This window comes from Ruegeria sp. BI11, assembly GCF_056538005.1.
Map to the genome: position 1 here is coordinate 467325 of NZ_JBQFSM010000002.1, position 24267 is coordinate 491591.

At 58.0% G+C, this 24267-nt stretch carries 22 protein-coding genes; 9 read left to right on the top strand and 13 right to left on the bottom strand.

The features are described from left to right. The 6 genes from ACR0DT_RS07145 to ACR0DT_RS07170 form a co-directional block, all read right to left on the bottom strand. On the bottom strand, positions 1-1143 hold the full coding sequence (locus tag ACR0DT_RS07145; protein WP_480710044.1) for an MFS transporter: 1143 nt from the start codon (positions 1141-1143) through the stop codon (positions 1-3). Positions 1144-1205: 62 nt separating this feature from the next. Further along, on the bottom strand, positions 1206-2483 hold the full coding sequence (locus tag ACR0DT_RS07150) for a DUF3422 family protein (protein ID WP_480710045.1): 1278 nt from the start codon (positions 2481-2483) through the stop codon (positions 1206-1208). A 107-nt stretch (positions 2484-2590) separates the two neighbouring features. Next, a complete protein-coding gene (locus ACR0DT_RS07155) occupies positions 2591-2947 on the bottom strand; it encodes a VOC family protein (protein WP_480710046.1) in 357 nt (118 codons plus the stop codon). Positions 2948-3103: 156 nt separating this feature from the next. Then, complete coding sequence (locus ACR0DT_RS07160; RefSeq protein WP_480710047.1) at positions 3104-4558, bottom strand: NAD(P)(+) transhydrogenase (Re/Si-specific) subunit beta; 1455 nt, start codon at positions 4556-4558, stop codon at positions 3104-3106. A 13-nt stretch (positions 4559-4571) separates the two neighbouring features. Further along, complete coding sequence (locus ACR0DT_RS07165) at positions 4572-6143, bottom strand: Re/Si-specific NAD(P)(+) transhydrogenase subunit alpha (RefSeq protein WP_480710048.1); 1572 nt, start codon at positions 6141-6143, stop codon at positions 4572-4574. 129 nt (positions 6144-6272) lie between these two features. Next, a complete protein-coding gene (locus ACR0DT_RS07170) occupies positions 6273-6722 on the bottom strand; it encodes a methyltransferase family protein (protein ID WP_480710049.1) in 450 nt (149 codons plus the stop codon). A gap of 166 nt (positions 6723-6888) precedes the next feature. Here ACR0DT_RS07170 and kynU point away from each other — a divergent pair, with 166 nt between their 5' ends. Beyond that, positions 6889-8082 carry a kynureninase gene (gene kynU, locus ACR0DT_RS07175; protein WP_480710050.1) on the top strand — a complete coding sequence of 398 codons (1194 nt, stop codon included), beginning with the start codon at positions 6889-6891 and terminating at the stop codon, positions 8080-8082. On the opposite strand, the gene ACR0DT_RS07180 is transcribed toward kynU, so the two are convergent. Continuing rightward, positions 8075-8653, bottom strand: a complete 579-nt coding sequence (locus ACR0DT_RS07180; protein ID WP_480710051.1) for a TetR/AcrR family transcriptional regulator — start codon at positions 8651-8653, stop codon at positions 8075-8077. The genes kynU and ACR0DT_RS07180 overlap by 8 nt on opposite strands. A gap of 99 nt (positions 8654-8752) precedes the next feature. Between ACR0DT_RS07180 and ACR0DT_RS07185 the strand changes: the two genes are divergently transcribed. Next, positions 8753-9217: a (2Fe-2S)-binding protein gene (locus ACR0DT_RS07185; RefSeq protein ID WP_480710052.1), complete on the top strand. Its 465-nt coding sequence runs from the start codon at positions 8753-8755 to the stop codon at positions 9215-9217. A gap of 3 nt (positions 9218-9220) precedes the next feature. Beyond that, positions 9221-11461 carry a xanthine dehydrogenase family protein molybdopterin-binding subunit gene (locus ACR0DT_RS07190; protein ID WP_480710053.1) on the top strand — a complete coding sequence of 747 codons (2241 nt, stop codon included), beginning with the start codon at positions 9221-9223 and terminating at the stop codon, positions 11459-11461. A gap of 46 nt (positions 11462-11507) precedes the next feature. On the opposite strand, the gene ACR0DT_RS07195 is transcribed toward ACR0DT_RS07190, so the two are convergent. The 3 genes from ACR0DT_RS07195 to ACR0DT_RS07205 form a co-directional block, all read right to left on the bottom strand. After that, positions 11508-12287 carry a gamma-glutamyl-gamma-aminobutyrate hydrolase family protein gene (locus ACR0DT_RS07195; RefSeq protein ID WP_480710054.1) on the bottom strand — a complete coding sequence of 260 codons (780 nt, stop codon included), beginning with the start codon at positions 12285-12287 and terminating at the stop codon, positions 11508-11510. Positions 12288-12507: 220 nt separating this feature from the next. Beyond that, positions 12508-12933 (bottom strand): GlcG/HbpS family heme-binding protein, encoded by a 426-nt coding sequence (locus ACR0DT_RS07200; RefSeq protein ID WP_480710055.1) that lies wholly within the window; start codon positions 12931-12933, stop codon positions 12508-12510. Between the two features lie 25 nt (positions 12934-12958). Beyond that, entirely contained in the window at positions 12959-15091 is a 2133-nt protein-coding gene (locus ACR0DT_RS07205; protein ID WP_480710056.1) for a malate synthase G, read from the bottom strand. 207 nt (positions 15092-15298) lie between these two features. Between ACR0DT_RS07205 and pepN the strand changes: the two genes are divergently transcribed. The 5 genes from pepN (at position 15299) to ACR0DT_RS07230 (ending at position 21788) form a co-directional block, all read left to right on the top strand. After that, a complete protein-coding gene (pepN, locus tag ACR0DT_RS07210; RefSeq protein WP_480710057.1) occupies positions 15299-17851 on the top strand; it encodes an aminopeptidase N in 2553 nt (850 codons plus the stop codon). After that, positions 17848-18276, top strand: a complete 429-nt coding sequence (locus ACR0DT_RS07215) for a hypothetical protein (protein ID WP_480710058.1) — start codon at positions 17848-17850, stop codon at positions 18274-18276. The genes pepN and ACR0DT_RS07215 overlap by 4 nt, the downstream gene beginning before the upstream one ends. A gap of 131 nt (positions 18277-18407) precedes the next feature. Beyond that, on the top strand, positions 18408-19667 hold the full coding sequence (locus ACR0DT_RS07220; protein ID WP_480710059.1) for a hypothetical protein: 1260 nt from the start codon (positions 18408-18410) through the stop codon (positions 19665-19667). A gap of 70 nt (positions 19668-19737) precedes the next feature. After that, positions 19738-21249, top strand: coding sequence for an Asp-tRNA(Asn)/Glu-tRNA(Gln) amidotransferase subunit GatB (gatB, locus tag ACR0DT_RS07225; protein ID WP_480710060.1), 1512 nt, complete (start codon positions 19738-19740; stop codon positions 21247-21249). A gap of 140 nt (positions 21250-21389) precedes the next feature. Continuing rightward, a complete protein-coding gene (locus tag ACR0DT_RS07230; protein WP_480710061.1) occupies positions 21390-21788 on the top strand; it encodes a DUF4177 domain-containing protein in 399 nt (132 codons plus the stop codon). A 7-nt stretch (positions 21789-21795) separates the two neighbouring features. Here the strand turns inward: ACR0DT_RS07230 and ACR0DT_RS07235 are convergent, their stop codons facing one another. Both ACR0DT_RS07235 and ACR0DT_RS07240 read right to left on the bottom strand, forming a co-directional pair. Then, positions 21796-22131: a hypothetical protein gene (locus ACR0DT_RS07235; RefSeq protein WP_480710062.1), complete on the bottom strand. Its 336-nt coding sequence runs from the start codon at positions 22129-22131 to the stop codon at positions 21796-21798. Positions 22132-22209: 78 nt separating this feature from the next. Beyond that, a complete protein-coding gene (locus ACR0DT_RS07240) occupies positions 22210-22464 on the bottom strand; it encodes a BolA family protein (RefSeq protein ID WP_480710063.1) in 255 nt (84 codons plus the stop codon). Between the two features lie 108 nt (positions 22465-22572). Between ACR0DT_RS07240 and ACR0DT_RS07245 the strand changes: the two genes are divergently transcribed. Continuing rightward, the gene (locus ACR0DT_RS07245) at positions 22573-23196 is read left to right on the top strand and encodes a J domain-containing protein (protein ID WP_170348074.1); all 624 of its coding nucleotides are present in this window, start codon (positions 22573-22575) and stop codon (positions 23194-23196) included. A 6-nt stretch (positions 23197-23202) separates the two neighbouring features. On the opposite strand, the gene ACR0DT_RS07250 is transcribed toward ACR0DT_RS07245, so the two are convergent. Beyond that, the gene (locus ACR0DT_RS07250) at positions 23203-24090 is read right to left on the bottom strand and encodes a Hint domain-containing protein (protein WP_480710064.1); all 888 of its coding nucleotides are present in this window, start codon (positions 24088-24090) and stop codon (positions 23203-23205) included. Between the last annotated feature and the right edge of the window lie 177 nt (positions 24091-24267).

The window sequence follows — 24267 nt, forward strand, 5'->3', positions numbered from 1 at the left end:
TCAGTCCAAAGAGGCAGGCCGCAGCGCGCCGGACAGCAGGACGATCAGGACGGCCAAAGGCAGCAAAACCATGAACGCCAGTCGTAATGTAAGCATCTCGGCCAGAATCCCAATAAGCGGCGGACCGATCAGCAACCCTCCATAGCCCAGAGTGGCCACACTGGCGATAGCCTGCCCCGGTGGCACATGTGGATCATTGGCCGCCCGACTAAAGGCCAGCGGCATAATTACCGCATAGCCTATCCCCATCAGAGCGAACCCCGCCAAGGCCACCCCCGCCTCTGATGCCGAGACTACGCCGAACACGCCAAGTGCCGCGCAAATGCCTCCGAAACGGGCCATTGCAACAGGGCCAAATCGCGCGATGGCAAAACCGCCAGCAAGCCTGAACGCCACCATTGTTACCGAAAACACAGCGTATCCCAGTGCAGCGACGCTTTCGGCAGCACCGGTCACATCGCGCAGAAATATCGCGCTCCAATCCGCCACGGCACCTTCACCCAAAGCGCCGCACAGCGCTGTGAACCCGACTAAGATCAACGCACCCGACGGCAGGGCGAAGACGCCACCGCTGTGTGAAGCCGCCTTGCGCGACGTCCACTTTACCCAAGACAAAGTTAACGACAGCACCACAACAACCCCACCGGCCAGCAGAAAGTGCTGCATCACCGTCAGCCCCATCTGCACCGCTCCGTACCCGCTGAGTGCCCCTAACCCGGCCCCAAGGCTCCACATCGCGTGGAACGAGGACATGACGGGTTTGTCATAGGCTTGCTCTACCTCGGCGGCCCAGGCGTTCATGGCCACATCCATCGAACCGTGAAAGGCGCCAAAAACAAACAAAAAAGCCGCTAGCGCCCAGAACCCATCGGCCACCGCCAGCAGGATCAGAGACAATGTGTAGAGCACCGCAATGACCCGTGTGATCGCAACAGCACCGAACTTGTCAGTTAACCGCCCTGTCACAGGAAAGGAGCATACAGCACCCGCAGCCATGAACAGCAACCCATAACCAAGCGCCTCATGACTGAGGTTCAGATGATCGCGCACTGCTGGAATACGGGACGCCCAGATACCGAACAGCGCACCGTTCAGGATGAACATTGCCGCCACTGCCCGCCATGCAGACACAATTCCGATCACAGAAAATCCCCCGCGCGCAGTCTGCTCGTTCTACAGCGCCCTAGGTAAGTCGCAATTGCGGGTTATTGCAAACGCTTTCGGATCTGACGGATAGCGACCCAGACGCAAATAATAACAGGGATCGTCACAACCGATGTCAGCCGCCCCTGACTGATCCCGTCCTCGGTCAGCGGGTACAGAAAGTCACTAACCAGCGTCACTGCATAGAAACTGATAGCCACCACTGACAGCCCCTCGACCGTGTGCTGGAGCCGCAGCGCAATCTGAGCCCGCTGATCCATGCTTTCCAGCAGCGCCTGGTTCTGTGCACTGCGCTCCACATCAACCCGTGTACGCAGCAATTCCCCGGCTCGGATCGCCCGGTCGGACAAGGCCCGCAAACGGCGTTCTGTTGATTTGACGGTTCGAATAGCCGGATCATAACGGCGCATCATGAAATCGGCGAAACTCTGACGGCTTTCAAATCGCTCTTCCCTTAGGACTTCGATCCGTTGATTCACGATAGCCTCATAGGCTCCCGTAGCCCCAAACCGAAAAGAGCACCGGGCTGACAGGGTTTCCAACTCGGTCGAGGTGGACAACAGATCGGGTAGCAATTCGTCAGGGTGGGCCGCGTTGTCCGTCATTTGCCCCATCAACTCGGTCAGTCTGCCATCCAACTCTCCGATACGCGGGGTCAGCTGTTTGACGCGGGCAAAACCCAGCATCGACATCGCCTTATAGGTTTCAATTTCACACAGGCGCTGAATAATCCGCCCCGTCCTGCGCCGCCCCGTGCCCTTGGTGACAAACAGCGCAAAACGCATATGTCCTGCCGGGTCGATACGGAAATCGCTGGCACAAATGGCAGCATCGTCCAGCACCCGCGCCACAGCCAGGCTTTCAGGCTCGAACCAGTTGGCCAAAGCGGACCGGACCGCATCATCGTCCTGGCGTTCCACTACACGGAGCATGGCCGAGGTCACCCTTTGCCCCGGGCTGGCCATCAGCCAATCTGGGGGAAAGACTTCGAAATCGGCCGGGTTGAAGGGGCGATCACTGACGTTTTGTGTAATCGCAGTGTAGGTGACGAATTCGGTGTGCTGTTCCCACTTCAACCAGTGGCGGCCGATTTGACCGGCGTAATGCGTGGCATTCGGTTGCGGATGCTGTGCGCCGTGGCGATCCAGCAGATTGATCAGATGGGCCAGATCCTCATCCCGATCCCGCGCCACGGCAGCCTCTGGTTTCTTGATCGCCAGAAACACCACCGTGCATGGCGTCGCAGCCACCGGAAAAGGGCGCGCATGCAGTTCATTGGCCAGCGAATAACGCAGCGGGTGGTCATCAATGGGCGTCATGTAGGGCTCCGTTTTGTCCGGGGCACTATACGCCACCTTTGAAATACATCAATTCTCTTTTTATTTCATATACTTAATCGGATACAGCTGTATACATTTCCGCTATCTCATTGATTTGGCTGCCACAGCTCGATCGGATTACCCTCGGGATCGTGAATGCGGGCAAACTTTCCCACCTCACTGTCCCACTCGGCACGCGTTTCCACTGAGATTCCGGCGGCCTCAAGCTGGGCAATCAGCGCCGCCAGATCGTCAACGCGGAAATTGATCATCCATTGTTGCTCCGCACGACCGAAGTATTCGGTGTCTTCAGCAAAAGGGGCAAAGACCGTAAATCCTTCACGCTGCTTCCAAGGCACAGGATCGTAGTGATTGACCCCAAGATGATTTTCATACCAAGCACTCAACGCCTCTGGATCGCGGGCACGGAAGAACACGCCACCTATACCGTTCACTTTCTCCATCGCCTGCTCCTTAGCCGACCATTCTGTCAGCCTATCACAATCCGCCTGCTTCATCTGGCTACAAATATCCCTAAGGTCAGGAGGCAGAGCCTCCTGCAAAACAAACAAGAAAAGGGCGCCCGAAGGCGCCCTTTGCAATTTGATAACACCCTTTGATCAGTCGATCATAGGCAGCAGTTTGTCCAGCGACTGCTTTGCGTCGCCATAGAACATGCGGGTGTTTTCTTTGAAGAACAGTGGATTTTCGATGCCCGAGTAACCCGTGCCCTGACCACGCTTGGACACGAACACCTGCTTGGCCTTCCAGCATTCCAGAACCGGCATCCCGGCGATGGGGCTGTTGGGATCTTCCTGCGCCGCAGGGTTCACGATGTCGTTCGAGCCGATGACAATGGCAACATCCGTTTCGGGGAAGTCATCGTTGATCTCATCCATCTCCAGAACGATGTCATACGGTACCTTCGCTTCGGCCAGCAGCACGTTCATGTGGCCCGGCAGACGTCCGGCAACGGGGTGGATCGCAAAGCGCACATTCTTGCCTTTGGCGCGCAGCTTGCGAACCAGTTCACTGACTGATTGCTGCGCCTGGGCAACAGCCATGCCATAACCTGGGATGATGACAATGCTGTCGGCGTCGTTCAGGGCTGCGGCTACGCCGTCAGCCTCAATCGCCACCTGCTCGCCCTCCACTTCCATCTGCGGACCCGACGTGCCGCCAAAGCCGCCCAGGATCACACTGACAAAGTGACGGTTCATCGCCTTACACATGATGTAGGATAGGATTGCACCCGACGAGCCTACCAGCGCTCCGACCACGATCAGCAGGTCGTTGCCCAGCGAGAAGCCGATCGCCGCGGCCGCCCAGCCCGAATACGAGTTCAGCATCGACACAACCACCGGCATGTCGGCGCCGCCGATGCCCATGATCAGGTGATAGCCGATGAACAGCGCGGCCAGCGTCATCAGGAACAGCGGGAAGAAGCCGCCCGATGCGGTGTACCAGATCAGGCAGATCAGCGACAAAGCTGCGGCAGCAGCATTCAGCGCATGACCGCCGGGCAGTTTGGTCGCCGCCGAGGTCACCTTGCCCGCCAGCTTACCATAGGCCACGACCGAACCGGTAAAGGTGATCGCACCGATAAAGACGCCCAGGAACAGTTCCACATGCAGGATCGACAGTTCCGCCGGGGTCTTCTTGGCGATCAGCTGGGCGAACCCTCCGAGTCCCGTGTACAGAACCTCTTTCGAAGCATCCTCAACGGCCATCACTTCGGCGACGTTCAAAACTTCGAAATGGGCATTGTAGCCAACAAACACAGCCGCCAGACCGACCAGCGAGTGCATCGCGGCAACCAGCTGAGGCATCTCGGTCATTTGCACGCGCTGCGCCACGTACTGACCAATCAGACCACCGCCCGCGATCAGCAACAACGACAGCAGCCACAGACCCGAACCAGGGCCAACCAGCGTAGCAAAAACTGCCAGCGCCATACCGACAATGCCGTACCAGACAGCGCGCTTGGCGCTTTCCTGGTTCGACAGACCGCCGAGCGAAAGGATGAACAGAACAGCCGCAACGACATAGGCGGCAGTAGTGAAGCCAAATTCCATGTGCCCGGCCTCCTTAAGATTTCTGGAACATGGCAAGCATGCGCCGGGTTACGAGGAAGCCGCCGAAGATATTGATCCCGGCCATGAAGACGGACAGCGCCGCCAGCAGAATGACTAGGAACGAACCCGATCCGATCTGCATCAAAGCCCCAACGATAATGATCGATGAGATCGCATTGGTGATTGCCATCAACGGAGTGTGCAAGCTGTGCGAGACGTTCCAGATCACCTGGAAGCCCACAAAGATCGCCAGCACAAAGACAATGAAGTGCTGCATGAAGCTGGCCGGAGCAACCAGCCCCACCAGCAGCATCAGCGCACCGCCGACACCCAGCAGGGTGAACTGCTGCTTGGTCTGCGCCTTGAAGGCTGCAATCTCTTGCGCCTTTTTCTCTTCCGGAGTCAGTTCCTTGACCTCGGGCTTTTTCTGCGCCGCAATCGCCTGCACCTTGGGTGGTGGTGGCGGGAAGGTAATCTCACCCTCATGGGTCACGGTCGCGCCGCGGATCACGTCGTCTTCCATGTCGTGGTTGATCTGACCGTCCTTTTCAGGCGTCAGGTCGCTCATCATGTGGCGGATGTTGGTCGCATACAGAGACGACGATTGCGCCGCCATCCGGCTGGGGAAGTCGGTATAGCCGATGATGGTCACGCCATTGTCGGTCACGATCTTCTCATCAGCGACAGTCAGCTTACAGTTGCCGCCCTTTTCCGCCGCCAGGTCAACAATGACCGAGCCCGGCTTCATCGCTTCGACCATGTCCTTGGTCCAAAGCTCGGGCGCTTCGCGGTTCGGGATTAGCGCCGTCGTGATGACGATGTCCATTTCCGGAGCCAACTCACGGAACTTGGCCAGCTGCGCCTCGCGGAATTCATCAGACTGAACAGAGGCATAGCCGCCAGTGGCCGCACCATCCTGCTGGTCTTCTTCGAAGTCCAGATAGACGAACTCGGCCCCCATGGATTCGACCTGTTCAGCCACTTCGGGGCGCACGTCAAATGCATAGGTGATCGCACCCAGAGAGGTCGAGGTCCCGATTGCCGCCAGACCGGCCACACCGGCCCCCACGATCAACACCTTCGCAGGCGGCACTTTGCCCGCCGCCGTCACCTGACCAGTGAAGAACCGGCCAAAGTTGTTACCCGCTTCGATCACCGCACGATAACCGGCGATATTTGCCATCGACGACAGCGCGTCCATTTTCTGAGCGCGCGAAATCCGCGGCACCATCTCCATGGCGATGACGTTGGCGCCTTTGGATTTGGCCGCTTCCATCCCTTCTTCATTCCCTGCCGGGTTGAAGAAAGAAATCAGCGTCTTGCCCTTGGTCAGACGCTTTAGTTCGGTCGCATCGGGTTGGCGCACCTTGGCAACGATATCGGCCGCCTTCCACAGCGCCGCCGCAGTCTTAACCACCTCAACGCCCGCAGCCTCATACGCCGCGTCCGAAAACCCAGCGGCTGCACCCGCACCTTTTTCGATAAGGCATTCATAGCCCAGTTTCTGCAACTGCACGGCTGAGTCCGGCGTCATCGCGACGCGGTTCTCGCCGTCATATATTTCCTTTGGTGTGCCTATCTTCACTGGCAGTCCCCCTAGTTTTCACTCAAGCCGAGCGGGTGGTCGGTATTCTTCGTTAAGCAAACATGTATCTCGCGCAACATTATTTCGCAAGCGCAGCATTCACGATATGATGCTATTAATCAGTCCATATCAAACCCATCTGCGGGTTTTACGTTCGTAACGGGCAAAATCGGCGCGGAAGGTGCGGCGCAAGCGGTCTTCTTCGGGCAGGATGAATCGGCGCTCGAGCACCCAGACGAAGATAGGGACCAGGATCAAAGACAACACCGCATCGAACCGCAAAACCAGGCCGGCCAGAATCAGAACATCACCGACATAGATCGGGTTGCGGCTGCGCTTATATATGCCTGACTGAACCAGCGCCGAAGGAGTTTCATGCGGGATCACCGTTGTTTTGTGACGGCGAAATTCCATGATCGCCAATACGGCGACCAGGATGCCCCCGCCGATCAGCAGCCCGCTCAGCAAATCCGTCAATCCGCTGTCCAGTGACAACCCCAAGGGGAAATGACGCGCCTGCAGCCAGGCCAGCAAGGCGAACCCAACAAGCCAGACAGGTGGTATGTCAATCCGGTGCATGTACATCCCCGCAACTGACAACATGCGTAGGCATGTCGTTTCTGGCCGATGTCCTACCGCTTTCGAACCGAATTGGCAAAAGCTCAGGTTGTCGCATCAATGGACAGGCAGATATGGATCAGTTACGCCAAAGGAAACCAACTCAACACAAGGTAGTGAGCCGCCCATGACTGACTTTGCCGCGACCAAAGCCATGTTCGATCTGCCCGAAGGCGTCATTTATCTGGACGGCAATTCGCTGGGCCCGCTGCCACGGGCCGCAAGTGAACGAGTCAGCGAGATGATGGTCAACGAATGGGGGCAGATGCTGATCACGGGCTGGAACAAGGCCGGATGGATGGCCTTGCCGACTGGTTTGGGCGATCGCATCGGCGGCCTGATCGGTGCTGAGCCTGGAACGGTTGTGACCGGCGACACCCTGTCGATCAAAGTGTATCAGGCCGTGGCCTCGGCGTTGGAACTGTGCCCTGATCGCAAGGTGGTTCTGTCGGATAACGGCAACTTCCCATCTGATTTGTATATGGTGGACGGGCTTCTGCGCTCGCTGGGTCCCGACTACGAACTGCGCGTTGTCGCACCCGAGGACGTGGCCGCAAACATCACCGAAGACGTTGCCGTGTTGATGCTGACCGAGGTCGACTATCGCAGCGGCCGTATACACGACATGAAGGCATTGAACGAACTCGCGCATGCCAATGGAACCATCACTGTTTGGGATCTGGCCCATTCTGCCGGAGCAATTCCGGTGGAGCTGTCCGGCTGCAACGCCGATTTCGCGGTGGGCTGCACATATAAATACCTCAACGGTGGCCCCGGTGCGCCTGCCTTTATCTATGTCGCACCCCATCTGGCAGATCGCGCCCGTCCGGCCTTGTCAGGTTGGCTGGGGCACGAGGCCCCCTTCGCATTCGATCTAGACTATCGACCCGGCAGCGGGATCGAAAGGATGCGGGTCGGTACTCCTCCAATCCTTCAGATGACCGCCTTGTCTGCTGCGATGGATATCTGGGACATGGCCGACATGACCGATGTGCGCGCCAAGTCCATCGAGTTGACCGAGTTGTTCATCACCCGCGTCGAAGCCACCTGCCCCGAGTTGGAACTGGCCAGTCCGCGTGACCCAAACCAGCGCGGCAGTCAGGTCTCGTTCCGCTTTGCCGATGGTTACGCCGCCATGCAGGCCCTGATCGCACACGGCGTGATCGGAGATTTCCGTGCGCCGGATATCATGCGTTTTGGGTTCACACCTTTGTATATCGACGATCAGGACGTTGAACACGCAGTCGAAATACTAGCTGACATCATGCAGAACCGTTTGTGGGAAGCACCCGAATACAAAGTGCGGCAGCGGGTTACCTGACCTCAAGCCCCGCGCCGATCAAGGCCGCAACCTGCGCAACCTGCTGTTCATAGACCTCAGCACCCGCTCCGATCAGTTTGAGTCCCTTGATAGAGGCCGTAATTGTCCGACCGGTCTCGGCCGCGTCAGCCAGCAGACGCACCCGTCCCGCTTGTGCTTGCTGTGAGAGCCAATCAGCGTAGTGACCGGCCAATTTGGCTTCTCCTGCCGCGATAATCTCAGCGGACAAGGACTTGGTGTTATCCAGCATCTCAAGTCCATGAGGCGAGGCCAGTATCGCCGCCATCCCTGCCGTCTGCGCCTGTATCGCGCGGGTCAGCACCTCGGGCACCGTTCCAGACGTTGCCAGCGCCGCGGCAACAGCCGCGCTTTTTTCGACATAGTAAACCTCGGTCAGTTTGCTGACGATCGCCTCTTTGTTCTTAAAATGCAGATACAGCGCTGGCCGGGACATTCCCGCCCCCTGCGCAATGTCGTCCATCGAGGTTTTTCGGTACCCATAGGCGGCAAAAGCCTGAAAAGCTGAGTTCAGGATGGTCTTTTGCCGTGAATCGTCAACTGCTTCGGTCATATCCGAACCTCTGACACTTTTTGTTTATTTTGTCAATTGACATACTGACACTTTACGCTAAATATGTCAGAAACCAGCCACAGCTAGATGAGGTGCGCCATGGCGACCGCCCTAAAGATCAACGGCAAGCAACACCAAGTCGATCTGCCCGACGACGTCCCCTTGCTTTGGGTATTGCGGGATGAGGTCGGCCTGACCGGAACCAAATTCGGCTGCGGCGTGGCTGCCTGTGGGGCGTGCACCGTGCATATTGATGGCGAAGCCGTTCGCTCGTGCCAGGTGGCCCTGTCAGATGTCTGGGGCGATGTGACTACGATTGAAGGTATCGGGACACCAGACGCGATGGCCGCGATCCAGCAAGCCTGGGTCGATCATCAGGTGGCCCAATGCGGCTATTGCCAGTCGGGCCAGATCATGCAGGCCGCTGCATTGCTGGCCGAAAATCCAGCGCCGTCGGATGCCGATATTGATGACGCGATGCAGGGTAACCTGTGCCGCTGTGGCACCTATCCACGTATCCGCGCTGCGATCCATGACGCAGCTGGCAAGTTGAAGGAGGCGTAACCGATGGCATCTGTTGGTAAAATCCTTCGCCGCACTTTCCTGATCGGCTCGGCTGCGATTGTCGGTGGCGTGGCGTTCGGTGCCTATTATGTAAGCCGCCCGGCCGCAAACCCGCTGAAACCCAGCGAGGGCCAGGCGGCGCTGAACCCGTTTGTCCTAATTGACCAGAACGGCATTACCCTCTTTGCGCCCCGTGCCGAGATGGGACAGGGCGTCAAGACAACTTGGGCCGCTCTGATCGCCGAGGAGCTGGATGTGGATCTGGACCAGATCACTGTTTTACACGGCCCTGCGGCAGCGGCCTACTATAACTCGGCCCTCATGGGAGAAAGCTTGCCCAACAAGGGTTATGATATCTCCGATTTCCAACACAATCTGGGCGAAGCGCTGGGTGTGCTTGGCAAAGCCCTGCACCTACAGGTCACAGGTGGCTCGACCTCGATGAAAGACGGGTTCGAGCGGATGCGTCAGGCCGGCGCTTCGGCGCGCGAAACACTGAAACGCGCTGCTGCCAATCGTCTGGGTGTTGATCCGTCGGAACTTGGAACTGCCTCGGGGCATGTCATTGCGCCAAATGGCGACAAGATCGCCTATACGGATTTGGCCGTGGATGCAGCTGGGCTTGAACCGGTCGTAGCTCCTCTGCGCGACCCGTCCGAATGGCGTTATCTGGGCCAGACCCAGCCGCGTTTGGATATGGTCGAAAAGGCAACAGGTACCGCAGAATTCGGCGTCGATGTTCGACTGCCCGGCATGAAATTCGCCGCCGTACGCATGAACCCAAAGCTGGGCGGCGCGATGAACGGTTATGACGACAGCACCGCGAAAACCATGCCGGGGGTCGAGAAAATTGTCGATTTAGGGACGGGCGTCGCCGTGATCGCCAACAATACGTGGCTCGCCAATCAGGCTGTCGAGGCCATCGACGTGGATTGGAGCGACGCCCCCTACCCGCCCGAGACAGATGGTATTTTCACCAAGATCGCCGAGGCGTTTGATGACTCGGCGAATTCGACCATGCGCGACGATGGCGATGTTAGTGTCACGCCCGACGGCGCAACCGAAATCACCGCTGAGTACCAGGTGCCATATCTGGCCCACGCCACTATGGAGCCGATGAACGCCACCGCGTTGTATACCGGCGATGCGCTGGAACTGTGGTGCGGCAATCAAGCCCCGACCCTGATCCGGTTCCGTGCTGCCAACACGGCCAATCTGAACACCGAAGCCGTGCAGATCCACACCACCTATCTGGGCGGCGGGTTTGGTCGCAGGGGTGAGCTGGATTTCGGCGAGATTGCGACCAAAGTTGCCATGGCCATGCCCGGCACCCCGGTTCAGACGACCTGGAGCCGCGAAGAAGACATGCGCCACGACTATTTCCGACCCGGTGCGATCGCCCGTATGCGCGGCGCGGTGCAGGACGGCAAGGCGGTTCTGATTGAAGGCAAAGTTGCAGCTCAGTCCTGCACTCAGCAAGCGGTGACGCGCTATACTGGTATGCCCGGCGCAGGACCGGATAAGGTGCTGGTTGAAGGTTTTTTCAACCAGCCCTACGCGGTGCCGAATTACCGCATGAGTGGCCATATCGCCAAGCTAGACGTCCCCGTGGGATTCTGGCGCTCAGTCGGCAACAGCCATAACGGCTTTTTCCATGAAACCTTCATGGATGAGATGGCCTATGCCGCAGGTCGTGACCCGCTGGAATTCCGGCTGGAGCTGATGAAAAGCGAACATGCCCCCTCGGCCGGGTGTCTTGAAGCCGTGCGCGAAATGTCTGGCTGGACTGGGCAGACACCGGACGGCGTAGGGCGCGGCGTGGCCTTTACCTACAGCTTCGGCACCCCGGTCGCACAAGTGATCGAGGTGGTTGACGAAGACGGCACCATCCGCATCAACAAAGCATGGATCGCCTGCGATATGGGGCTGGCTCTGGACCCGGAGAACGTCAAGGCGCAGATGTTCGGCGGCATGATATATGGCCTGTCGGCGGCTTGCTATGGTGAGATCACCTTTGCCGACGGCGAGGTCGAGCAATACAATTTCCCCGACTATGACGCGATCCGAATGCACACCGCCCCGCAGGTCGAGGTGCGTGTGCTGGAAACAAACCGCCACATGGGCGGCGCGGGCGAACCCGGAACCCCCCCGTCGATGCCGGCGCTTGGCAATGCGCTGTTCGACCTGACCGGAGAGCGCGCCCGGAAACTGCCGCTGAATCAGCAGTTTGATCTGCTGATTTAAACACGATGCGCCGATCCGCCTCCCCTCTTGCGGGTCGGTGCGAAATTCACGCCGTTTGCTGGATCAGACTGGCGTCCGAACCGGTCGCCCAAGCACGCACGGCAGCACCAAACGCTTCGAACAAAGGCCGGGAAACAGGATCGTTGATCGCATCCCATTCTGGGTGCCATTGCACCGACAGGGTGAAGCCCGGAGCATCCTTGATATAGATCGCCTCCGGCGTGCCATCCGGTGCGTGGCCGTCGATGATCACGCGCTCGCCGACCGTCTTGATCCCCTGCCCGTGCAGTGTGTTCGTCATCACCTCGGGCGCGCCGAACAGTTGGTGGAATACGCCACCTTCGTTCAGGGTTACCACATGGCGCAGGGCGAATTTCTCTTCCAGCGTACCGTCCGGGGGCATGCGGTGGTTCATCCTGCCCGGCAAATCGCGGATTTCAGGATAAAGCGTGCCGCCCATGGCCACGTTGACCTCTTGAAACCCCCGGCAGATGCCCATGAAGGGCTGGCCACGTTCGACACAGGCCCTGACCAAAGGCAAAGTAATCGCATCCCGCGCCCGGTCGAATTCTCCATGAGCGTCAGTGGCGTCTTCACCATATTCTTCGGGGTGCACGTTCGGACGCCCACCGGTCAGCAGAAATCCGTCGCACACTTCGAGCAACTCCTCGACCGTGACGAACCGCGGATCAGAAGGGATCAGCAGCGGCAAGCAATGCGAAACATTGGCCACGGCCTCAGAGTTCATCGTCCCACCCGCGTGGGTAGGGTATTCATCGTTCATAAGGTAAGAGTTGCCGATGATACCGACGACAGGTCGAGACATTCCGCTTTCCTTGCAGTTTCCTTAACTCACAAGAAAGCTATCCGCAGCAGAATGAACGTGCAACAGAACACGCCCTGCGCCACAGCGCAAGGACGTGTTCAGCCACGCACAAAGTGTTCCGAGTTAGGCGTAAAAACGGGAACACAATTTCGGTTCTTTTGTGTTTTGCGGGAATTTTTCCCAAACGCCCGCAAATACCAGAACTGTAAGTTGGCTGAAATTAGGCTTCGCCTGTCAGGCCGGCGGCCTCGATCCCGGTCATACCCGCGACGGCATCATTGTCCGATGTGTCGCCGGTAACCCCAACAGCACCGATTACCGCACCTTTGCGGTCGCGCAGCAGGATACCGCCCGGAACTGGCACGACCTGGCCACCATAAACGCCATTCACCGCAGCCATGAAATAGGCCTGAGCTTCGGCGCGCTGCATTTGCGCAGTACCTGCCAAACCTAGCATGACCGAACCATAGGCCTTGCCTTGCGCTATTGCGAAACGACCAGGGGCTGCGCCATCTTCACGCTCGAAGGCGATGACGTGCCCACCCGCATCCAATACCACAACAGAGAGCGGCTTCAGCTCCATCTCACGGCCTTTTTCAAGTGTTTTACGAATAATCGTGCGGGCTTTGCGCAGAGAAACGGTCATATTCTGTCCTAACGTTCTTATAGGATTAAAGGCTGGCTTTTAGCTCAAGACGGCGCGCGTGCAAAACCGGCTCGGTGTACCCCGAAGGTTGAACACGTCCCTTGAACACCAGATCACAGGCCGCCTGATATGCAACACCGTCGAATCCCGGTGCCATCGGCGTGTATGAAGGATCGTTTTCGTTCTGGCGATCCACCACAGCGGCCATTTTCTGCATTGCAGCCGTCAATTGTTCTTCGCTGACAACGCCGTGATGCAGCCAATTGGCCAGAGCCTGCGACGAGATCCGGCAAGTTGCCCGATCCTCCATCAGACCGACGTCGTTGATGTCCGGTACTTTCGAACAACCTACACCCTGATCGACCCAGCGCACGACATATCCCAGAATGCCTTGCGCGTTGTTTTCGATCTCACGCGTGATCTCTTCGGCGCTAAGGTTGCGGCCGCCCAGCAGCGGCATGGTCAGCAGATCCTGCAGAGTGCCGCGGGCACCGCCAGCTGCCAGTTCGTCCTGACGGGCCAGAACGTCGATCTTGTGATAGTGCGTTGCGTGCAGGGTTGCAGCCGTCGGCGAAGGCACCCAGGCGCAGGTCGCACCAGCTTGGGGATGGCCAATCTTGGCCTCAAGCATCTCACCCATCCGGTCAGGAATCGCCCACATACCTTTACCAATCTGGGCTTTGCCCTTCAGGCCGCAGGCCAGACCGATATCAACATTGCGGTCTTCATAAGATGTAATCCAGGGAGTATTTTTGATGTCGCCCTTGGGCAGCATCGGACCCGCCTCCATCGAGGTGTGAATCTCATCACCAGTCCGGTCAAGAAAACCGGTATTGATAAAGGCCACACGCGATTTCGCTGCGCGGATGCATTCCTTGAGGTTGGCCGAGGTGCGGCGTTCCTCATCCATGATACCCAGCTTTACTGTGTTGCGCGGCAGGCCAAGGATGCCTTCGACCATGTCGAAAATCTCAACTGAGAATGCAACTTCTTCCGGACCGTGCATCTTGGGCTTTACGACATAAACCGACCCGGTAACCGAGTTTCCGCCCTCGCGCTGCATGTCGTGCATGGCGATGAGCGTGGTGCAGAGCGCGTCCATCAGGCCCTCACCGATCTCATTGCCATCAGCATCCAGAACGGCGGGGTTGGTCATCAGGTGACCCACGTTGCGCACCAGCATCAGCGAGCGGCCTTTCAGCGTGCCCTGTTCACCATTTGCGGTTGTGTAAACCAAGTCATCTGCCAGTTTGCGAGTGAAGGTTTTGCCGCCTTTCGAGACCTCTTCGGTCAGGTCGCCTTTCATCAGGCCCAGCCAATTGCCGTAAGCCACAACTTTGTCCTCGGCATCGACGCACGCGACCGAGTCTTCGCAATCCATGATCGTCGACAAGGCCGCTTCGACAACGACGTCCGCGATGCCTGCCGGATCGGCGGCACCGATAGTGCTGGACGCGTCGATCACGACTTTGACGTGCAGGCCATTATTCTTCAGCAGAACGAATTCGGGCTTTTCAGCCGCACCACCAAAGCCAACAAAACGCGATGCGTCGGCCAGCGCAGGCACCAGCGCACCGTTTTCGACGCGCAGTTCGGATACGTCCGCCCACGAACCACTGGCCAGAGGTGCAGCATCATCCAGAAAGCCCTTGGCCCAAGCAATTACCCGCGCTCCACGTGCTGCATCGTAACCTTTGCCAGCCGGCAGATCGCCCATTGCGTCAGTGCCATAAAGGGCATCATACAGGCTGCCCCAGCGTGCGTTGGCCGCGTTCAGGGCAAAACGAGCATTGGTGATCGGTACAACCAGCTGCGGCCCTGGTGTCACTGCGATCTCGGGATCGACATTTGCGGTTTCAATCTGGAATTCGGGTCCTTCGTCTACCAGATACCCGATTTCACGCAGAAATGACTCATATGCGGCGGCATCATGAGCTTGCCCCTTGCGGTTAAGGTGCCAGCCATCGACACGGCTTTGAATATCCGACCGCTTTGCCAGCAGCGCTCGGTTCTTCGGACCAAGCTCATCAACCAAGCGGGCGAAACCGGACCAGAATGCCTCGGGCGCAACACCTGTTCCAGGCAAAGCCTGATTGTCGATGAAGTCTACCAATTCCCAGGCAATCTGCAGCCCTTTCCGGGTTTCTCTGCCGCTCATTAGTCAATTCTCCCGCATTGTGTACGTTGGTATGCCGGCGTCAATTAGAGCGAAAGTTTCCGATAGGCAACAGTTCTTTCCGATTTTCGGTCAAAATATATTACCAAATCTATCTGCCAGCCCCCTTTCAAATGCCCAGCATCAGCTTGCAGCTGGCAGGTGATCCCCATAACGTCACGCCCAAGCTCAACCGATATGAGGCCCCCGATGCGTGACGCTGCCCCCACCACGATTTACCTGAAAGATTACACACTCTTCGGCTATCTGGTGGACAGCGTGCACCTGACTTTTGATCTGGCCGATCACGCAACCCGCGTCACCTCTCGTATTGCGTTCCGCCCCAACCCCCAAGCCACGGATCGAACTTTTTTTCTGCATGGAGAAGACTTGACCCTGATCCGTGCGACCATCGACGGGTTCGAAGTCAAGCCCGAGGTCACTGACAAGGGCCTGACCGTTGACGCCCCCGAATCGCCGTTTATCTGGGAGGCCGTCGTCGAGATCGACCCCGGCAATAACACCGCGCTTGAGGGGCTATACATGTCGAACGGCATGTATTGCACCCAGTGCGAGGCCGAAGGCTTCCGCAAGATCACCTATTACCCCGACCGCCCGGATGTGATGTCCACCTTCACTGTGCGCATCAATGGTGACTTGCCGGTGCTGCTGTCCAACGGCAACCCAACGGGCAAAGGTGACGGCTGGGCAGAATGGACCGACCCATGGCCAAAACCCGCGTATCTGTTTGCGCTGGTGGCAGGCGACCTGATCACCTACCCCGGTCAGTTCACCACCATGTCGGGTCGTGATGTCGAGCTGAATCTCTGGGTGCGCCCTGGCGACGAAGGCAAATGCGCCTTTGGGATGGAGGCGCTGAAGAAGTCGATGAAATGGGATGAGGACGTCTATGGCCGTGAATACGATCTGGACGTTTTCAACATCGTGGCCGTTGATGACTTCAACATGGGTGCGATGGAGAACAAGGGGCTGAACATCTTCAACTCTTCTGCCGTTCTGGCCAGCCCCGAAACCTCGACCGATGTCAATTTCGAACGGATCGAGGCGATCATCGCGCATGAGTACTTCCATAATTGGACCGGCAACCGAATCACCTGCCGTGACTGGTTTCAACTGTGCCTGAAAGAGGGCCTGACCGTGTTCCGCGATGCGCAGTTCACATCCGACATGCGCTCGGCCCCGGTCAAACGCATCCACGACGCCATCGACCTGCGCGCGCGGCAGTTCCCCGAAGATAATGGGCCGCTCTCACATCCGGTTCGCCCCGAAAGCTTTCAGGAAATCAACAACTTCTACACCTCGACCGTCTATGAAAAAGGCGCCGAAGTTATCGGCATGTTGAAGCGGCTGGTGGGGGAAGATGCCTATGCGCAGGCGCTGGACCTCTATTTTGATCGCCATGACGGGCAGGCCTGCACCATCGAAGACTGGATCAAGGTGTTTGAGGATACAACGGGCCGCGATCTTACACAGTTCAAACGGTGGTACAGCCAGTCCGGCACTCCGCGTGTCACGGTTGCCGAAGATTGGCAGGATAGCACCTATACCTTGACTCTGTCGCAACGTACCGAGCCAACGCCCGGCCAATCCGAAAAATTGCCGCAGGTGATCCCGGTCGCTGTGGGCCTGCTGAGCCCAAACGGGGACGAGGTGCGCGCCACCAAGGTGCTGGAACTGACCGAAGCCGAACAAAGCTTTACCTTCACCGGGCTGGCGGCCAAACCCGTGGCTTCGATCCTGCGCGATTTCTCGGCTCCGGTCATTCTGGAGCATGACCATACGAATGCCGAACGTGCGTTCCTGCTGGCCCACGACACGGACCCGTTCAACCGTTGGCAGGCCGGGCGGTCGCTGGCGCAGGACACGCTGTTGCGAATGATCCGCGAAGATGCTGCACCGGGCACCAACTATCTGGATGGTATGCTGACCCTGTTGCGCGATGGTGATCTGGACCCGGCTTATCGGTCTTTGATGCTGGGCCTGCCGGCGCAATCCGAACTGGCTGCGGCCCTGTTCGAAAGCGGCGAAACCCCCGATCCGATGGCGATCTGGACCGCTGTGGAAACCCTGCGGCAGGCCACGGCACAGCATGTGCAGGATCTGCTGCCAAGGCTGCACGGCGAAACACTAATCGACGCTCCGTTCAGCCCCGATGCCGATCAGGCCGGTAAGCGCGCGCTAGGCGGCGCGGTGCTGTACTTGACCTCGCGACTGGATGGCGGTGCCAAGGCAGCCGAGGAATATGCGGCGGCAGACAACATGACACGCCAACTGACCGCCCTGTCCTGCCTGTTGCAGGCAGGTGCGGGTCAGGCGGAACTGGCGGATTTCTACGCGCAATGGCAGCATGACCGGCTCGTGGTCGATAAGTGGTTCGGCCTGCAAGTGACGACGGCCGCACCTGAAACGGCTGCAGACGCTGCACGTTCACTGACCGAGCATACTGATTTCAATTGGAAAAACCCGAACCGCTTCCGGGCGGTTATGGGGGCGCTGGCGATGAATCACGCCGGGTTCCATCGTGCAGACGGAGCCGGGTATGAGGTGCTGGCGGACTGGCTCATCCGGCTGGACCCGGTTAACCCGCAGACCACCGCAAGGATGTGTTCCGCCTTCCAGACCTGGAAGCGGTATAACGCCGACCGTCAGGAACTGATGAAGGCTCAGTTAACCCGCATTGCCGACACGCCGAATCTGTCGCGGGATACAACTGAAATGGTGTCTCGCATCCTCGGCGCATGACACCGTTTACCTTCACGCGCCACAACCGGACACCACGCGCCGTCCTGATCCTGATTTGCGTTTACGCAGGGTTGATGGCGTTGGTGATCCTGTTCAATGCGGCGTGGTGGCTGGTCGGGTTGCTAAGTTTACCCACCTTGCCCGCCCTTTGGGACATCGCTCAGGGCACACGTGCGGGGCTGACTATTGATGACAACGCGATACGTTGGTTTACCGGTAATCGTGAGGCCGAGGTTGCTTTGGCCGACATTGACCACGCCCGGCTCGACACCCGCTGGGACTTTTCGGTGCGCACGACGCTGGTTCTGACTTCGGACAAGAGGATTCGGCTGCCGGATGAAGCCACTCCACCCCACAAATCCTTTGAGACCGTCCTCCAGAAGGCCGGTTTGCGGGTTGAACGACACCATTTCACTGTTTTCTGAAACAATCAGCAGGAATAGCCCCCATTCCCCCTGTCCGTCACCGAGCGCACCCCAAAAAGCTTGAATTTGAGGCGATTTTCATTCAAAGTTTCAAGCTAAGCTGCCAGTTTGTTTCGGTTACGAGTTTTGCCATGTTTCGGTTTTTAAGGGCACGTCAGGCCCGTTCTCCTTTGTCACCCCCTCATTCCACGCAGAACGTGCGCGCGTCCGACTGCGCCGTGGCAGCGGCACTGCCGGACAAAGGCCAACTGAATATTCCAGTAGCAGACATCAGGGCCGAAGACCTGGTCGCCCGGAATACCATTGAAGAAGGCCGTACCCTGGCCAGGCAGGACCGCTGGGTTGAACTGTCCAGAAAGATGGGCGCGGCGGACAAAGAACGCGAAACCGCACCCGAAGGTACACCGATTGCGGACTTGCTGGCCTTTGGCGCGCGGTCCGACGTTGTTTTGGCGGTGGAGCACGCCCTGTCAGATGGCAGCGCGCTGTGCGAATACGACTTGCTGGGTGGCATCTCAGAGCTTGAAGACGAAATGCGCGAGCATCCGGATGATCCGATGATCACACTGGTGGTCGCCTTAACGCATATCGATCTGGCCTGGGCGTGGCGTGGTACTGCAACGGACGCGACGCTGCCTCCGCTGCATCGGTCGCGCTGTGCGGCGCATTTTGATCGGGCCGCTGCCCTTTTACCAACCTGCCGCGCCGCGTTGCCCGACAGCCCTGTTATTGCGGCAGCAGGCTGTGCCCTTTTGGCGGGCCAGCGAAAAACCAACCTGCGCGTGGCTGAAGAATATGAACGCCTGATTTCATTGGACCCGCACAATCAGCGCCACATGCGGGCGATGGGCACGCATCTGCTGCCGCGTTGGTTCGGCAGCTATGAAAAGCTTGAGGTTCAGGCGCTGCGCAACGCAACGCGGACTGGCGATATCTGGGGGGCTGGCGGCTATACGTGGGTCCAGTTTGACGCCATCGCGTTGGATGAGGAAGCTTGCGCCCGGCTGGATCTAGAATACTTCTTGGAAGGGTTGCACGACATTCTGCATCGCCGTCCCGATCAACAGACCGTCAACATGCTGTCGGCCTATTGCGCCATCACGATTCTGAACGGTCAGGGTCTGAACGAAAAGGCCGATCTTGTGCGCTCGCAAATCCACCAAGCCGCGAATGGGCTGATCCGCGATCATATGACTGAGCTGCACCCGCTGATCTGGGCGCATGCCGCGAACGGTTTCAACAACTCGGTCCGTATCAATTCAGCCGAACGGTTTGCAGCCCGTGGCAAGCGCGATGCTTTACGTGCCATCCGCAATCTGTTCCGCGAGGAATTGCGTAGCGGCATGGACGTAACCTTTACACCGTCGGGCCTGCGCCTGTCTGAGCACTGATTCCCCCTTGCCCCTCGCCCCTGCCGGGCCTAATACGCAGGTTTAGACTTCTGCGGAAATGAGGCGCGCCATGCTCGACCTGACATACGAAATGCCCAAACCCAAAACCATTGCCGGGGCCAAGCACGATTGGGAACTGGTGATCGGGATGGAGGTGCATGCGCAGGTCTCGTCCAATGCCAAGCTGTTCTCGGGCGCGTCGACCCAATTCGGGGCCGAACCGAACGCCAATGTGGCTTTCGTGGACGCGGCGATGCCGGGGATGCTGCCGGTGATCAATGAATACTGCGTTGAACAGGCGGTTCGCACCGGGCTTGGCCTGAAGGCGGATATCAACCTGAAATCTGCCTTTGACCGCAAGAACTATTTCTACCCTGACCTGCCGCAGGGCTATCAGATTTCCCAGCTATACCACCCCATCGTGGGTGAAGGTGAAGTGCTGGTTGAAATGGGTGACGGCACCGCGCGCATGGTCCGCATCGAACGCATCCATATGGAGCAAGACGCGGGCAAATCGATCCACGACATGGACCCGCATATGTCCTTCGTGGACCTGAACCGCACAGGCGTTTGCCTGATGGAGATTGTCAGCCGCCCCGATATCCGAGGCCCTGAAGAAGCCGCAGCGTACATCGCCAAGCTGCGTCAGATCATGCGCTATCTGGGCACCTGCGACGGCAACATGCAGAACGGCAACCTGCGGGCGGACGTGAACGTCTCGATCTGCTTGCCCGGCGCGTATGAGAAGTATCAGGAAACGCAGGACTTCTCTCATCTGGGCACACGCTGCGAGATCAAAAACATGAACTCAATGCGTTTCATCCAGCAAGCGATCGAGGTTGAGGCCCGCCGTCAAATTGCCATTGTCGAAGCTGGCGGCAAAGTCGATCAGGAAACCCGCCTGTATGACCCGGACAAGGGCGAGACACGCTCGATGCGGTCCAAGGAAGAGGCGCACGATTATCGTTACTTCCCCGACCCCGACCTGCTGCCGCTGGAAATCGAGCAGGCATGGGTAGATGACATTGCCGCCAAGCTGCCGGAATTGCCCGACGACAAGAAAGCGCGCTTCATCAGCGAATTCGGCCTGACGGACTATGACGCGTCCGTGCTGACCGCCGAAGTGGAATCGGCCGCCTATTTCGAAGAGGTCGCTGGCGGACGCAATGGCAAGCTGGCCGCGAACTGGGTCATCAACGAATTGTTTGGTCGTCTGAAGAAGGAAGACCACGACATTACGGAATCGCCCGTGTCTCCGGCGCAGCTGGGTGGGATTATCGACCTGATCGCCTCGGACGCGATCTCGGGCAAGATCGCCAAGGACCTGTTCGAGATCGTCTATACCGAAGGCGGCGATCCGGCGCAGATCGTGGAAGAGCGCGGCATGAAACAGGTGACCGACACCGGCGCGATTGAATCCGCACTGGATGAGATCATCGCCGCCAACCCGGCACAGGTTGAAAAGGCCAAGGTGAACCCGAAACTGGCAGGTTGGTTCGTCGGTCAGGTGATGAAAGCCACTGGCGGCAAAGCCAACCCTAAGGCGGTGAACGAGCTGGTTAGCAGAAAGCTGGGATCGTAAAGCGTTCCAAATATCGAATAGTCGCGGCGGGGTTTGCATAAAGCCCTGCCGTTTTTCTTTCCGCTACGTCCGTGCGATGATGACTTTCCCAAAATCACCAACATGTTAGATTGCCGGAACCCGGCAACCAGGAAAATCCGATGCAGCGCTACGAATACAAAGTTGTCCCAGCCCCGCAAAAAGGCACCAAGGCCAAGGGTGTCAAAACCGCCGAAGGCCGGTTCGCAGCATCCGTGGAACAGGTGCTGAACGAGATGGGGCAAGACGGTTGGGAATATCAGCGCGCCGAATTGCTGCCCAGCGAAGAACGCGCTGGCCTGACCGGTTCGACCGTGAATTGGCGCAATGTTCTGGTCTTTCGCCGCGCGATTGTGACGGCCGAAGCGCCTGACCCTGAACCTGTAGACGCGCCAACAGCCAAACCGGTTCCTGGACCGGACACGGTAAAAGCGCCGGAACCAATCGCCGAAGAGGTCAAGGAACCGCCGCTGACGCTAAAAGACCCTCAGGTCGAATTTCGCCACTCGGACAAGTCCTAAGGCGGCTCTATTCTTCGATCACAAAGGAAATGCCCAAGGTGCAGGGCACACCGTCCAATTCACCTGGCCATTTGCAGACATTCAGTGTTGCCTCGCCTTTTGCGGACTTATGCACCAGCTCGTGCATATAACCCGGCTTTCCTGATGCATAGACCTTGGCATCATGGGCTACCAACGCGTCAGCCGTATCGGCCCAGGGCAGATCGGTATCTTTTTTGCCAACTACATCACACCCGGCAAAGGTGTTGATCGTGTCGTTTCCGAAAATATAAACGCCGTTTAGGTTCTTGGCCCAGAAAATCACGGGGAACGCGCTGAATGCGCTCAGTTCCTTCGACTCCATCAACAGACTCCGATATCGCTATAAAAAAGATTGAATATCCGTTTCTTAGCGCAAATCCGGCCTTGGGTCGACCTGATGCTAGGTTCCGATATCCAACGCCAATGCATGAATGCGCGGCACGATATCGCCTAGTGCCTTGTGCACCGCGCGGTGGCGGGCGACGCGGGACTGACCCTCGAACGCGCTGGCGCGGATGCGGACGTTGAAATGACTTTCGCCTCCGTCCTGATACCCGGCATGGCCACGATGGCTTTCACTGTCGTCAATAACCTCAAGCTCACGCGGATTGAACGCGGCATCTAGGCGCTTATGGATTTCGTCGGTCACGCTCATTTTTTCGCTCAGCGGCAAAAAATTTACCGCTCCCCCTCTTCTACTTTCGGCTGCTTAGACTAAACTGCTGCCTCCGAGTCGAAAAGATGCCTTGTCGAGGATCAGAGCATGGTGAAATCAGACCCCTTCGGATTCGATATGTCCGTTTCCAGCGCAAAGAAAAAGAACCCGCGCGGTCGCCGGGGGATGTCGGGTGCGTCAGAGACCTCGACGCGTATCTGCGATCACGAGGGTTGTGAGGAGGCCGGTAAGTTCCGTGCGCCCAAGGCGCCGGATGTATTGGACGACTTCTACTGGTTTTGCCAGCAACACGTCCGCGAATACAACAACAAGTGGAACTTCTTCGACGGCACCACCGAGGCAGAGCTGAACGCGCAACGCTCAAAAGACAAGGTGTGGGAGCGTGAGACCAAGCCGATGGGCGACCCCGAGGCGCGCGCCTGGGCCCGACTGGGCATCGAGGACCCGCATCAGGTTCTGGGCGAGAACGCCACCAAGAACCCCGGCCGCGCCAATTCCGGCGGCCGCCGCCTGCCCCCCACCGAACGTCGTGCTATCGAAATTCTTGAGGCCCAGGACAGCTGGTCCAAGGCCGAGGTGCGCAAGGCATATAAAAAGCTGATCAAGGTACTGCACCCGGACATGAACGGCGGCGACCGATCCCAAGAGGAACAGCTGCAAGAGGTCGTCTGGGCCTGGGATCAGATCAAGGACAGCCGGAACTTTAAATAAGCTCTGCTATGCTGAAAACATACTCCGCAGCGCCTGCGCTTCGGGGCGTTTCAAGCAACGCAGTTTGGTTTTCAGAACCTGCGTGCTGTCACGAAGCTCTGGAAAAAGCGTGCGCAGTTCTTCAACGTCTTCGCGGCCGAAAGAATCCAAAGTCCGACCGCCGACGTACAAGCTTTCACTTTGCAGGCCATGCGAGGACAGGATGGCATGCTGCTCGCAGGCAATGTGAAAGTAGGTGACGGGCTCATCCGTTCCTATCTGACGGATCGTATCATCGTTGACCAGATGAATCGCGGCCGAGAAGACCATCGGTTCCCCAAATAGCAACTCGGCCCGCCAGCCTTCAATCACAATCCGGTGTTGCGGGGATACGTACAGATCGCGGTCGGGCAGACCTTTGCCTAATGCGTTGCGCTGAATTCTCACTGGGCGAAACCTTGGCTGGAAACGCAAAGTCTGAACGCTGATTGTTCGTTTCCCGATCCAAACAATAGGAAGGGTTTGATCATCAGATACGCAAACCCTGTCGCCCACCGCCAAATCCTCGACCGGTCGCGGGCCTGCCGTTGTTTCGATTAAGGTACCGGCAACAAAACAAGGCGGGTTCGACGGATCGAGATCACTCTGAGTGATCATCCAATTGCCGGTGCTCATTGGTCCAGTTGGGTCGTTTGTGTCCCAAGCGAAAATCTGTGTGCCGACCTGAATAAATTCGCCGGAGTCGCCGTTGCTCACCCTGGTGCCTTGCCCAAGATAGGTATAAGGCTGAAACGTAAGACCCCCGTCGAATGAGATCGTTTGACCATCAACAATCGCTGGCTGAGTCGTGTTTTGAACGACCAAGTCGCCCGGGCCAGTTGTGTTTACGCTATGCAGCAGGACATCAAAAGCCATCAAATTCGCCCTTTGCGCCAGCAATGGTCAGAACGGGGGCGCCATCATGCGACGGGTGGATGGACACTCTTTCGCGGCTGCTAGTCTCGTTCAATTACGCCTCACAAATTAAGACTATCGGACTATTCCCTTAAGCGCAGTCTACAAGATTCAATTTTAACCCAAATTAAATATTTC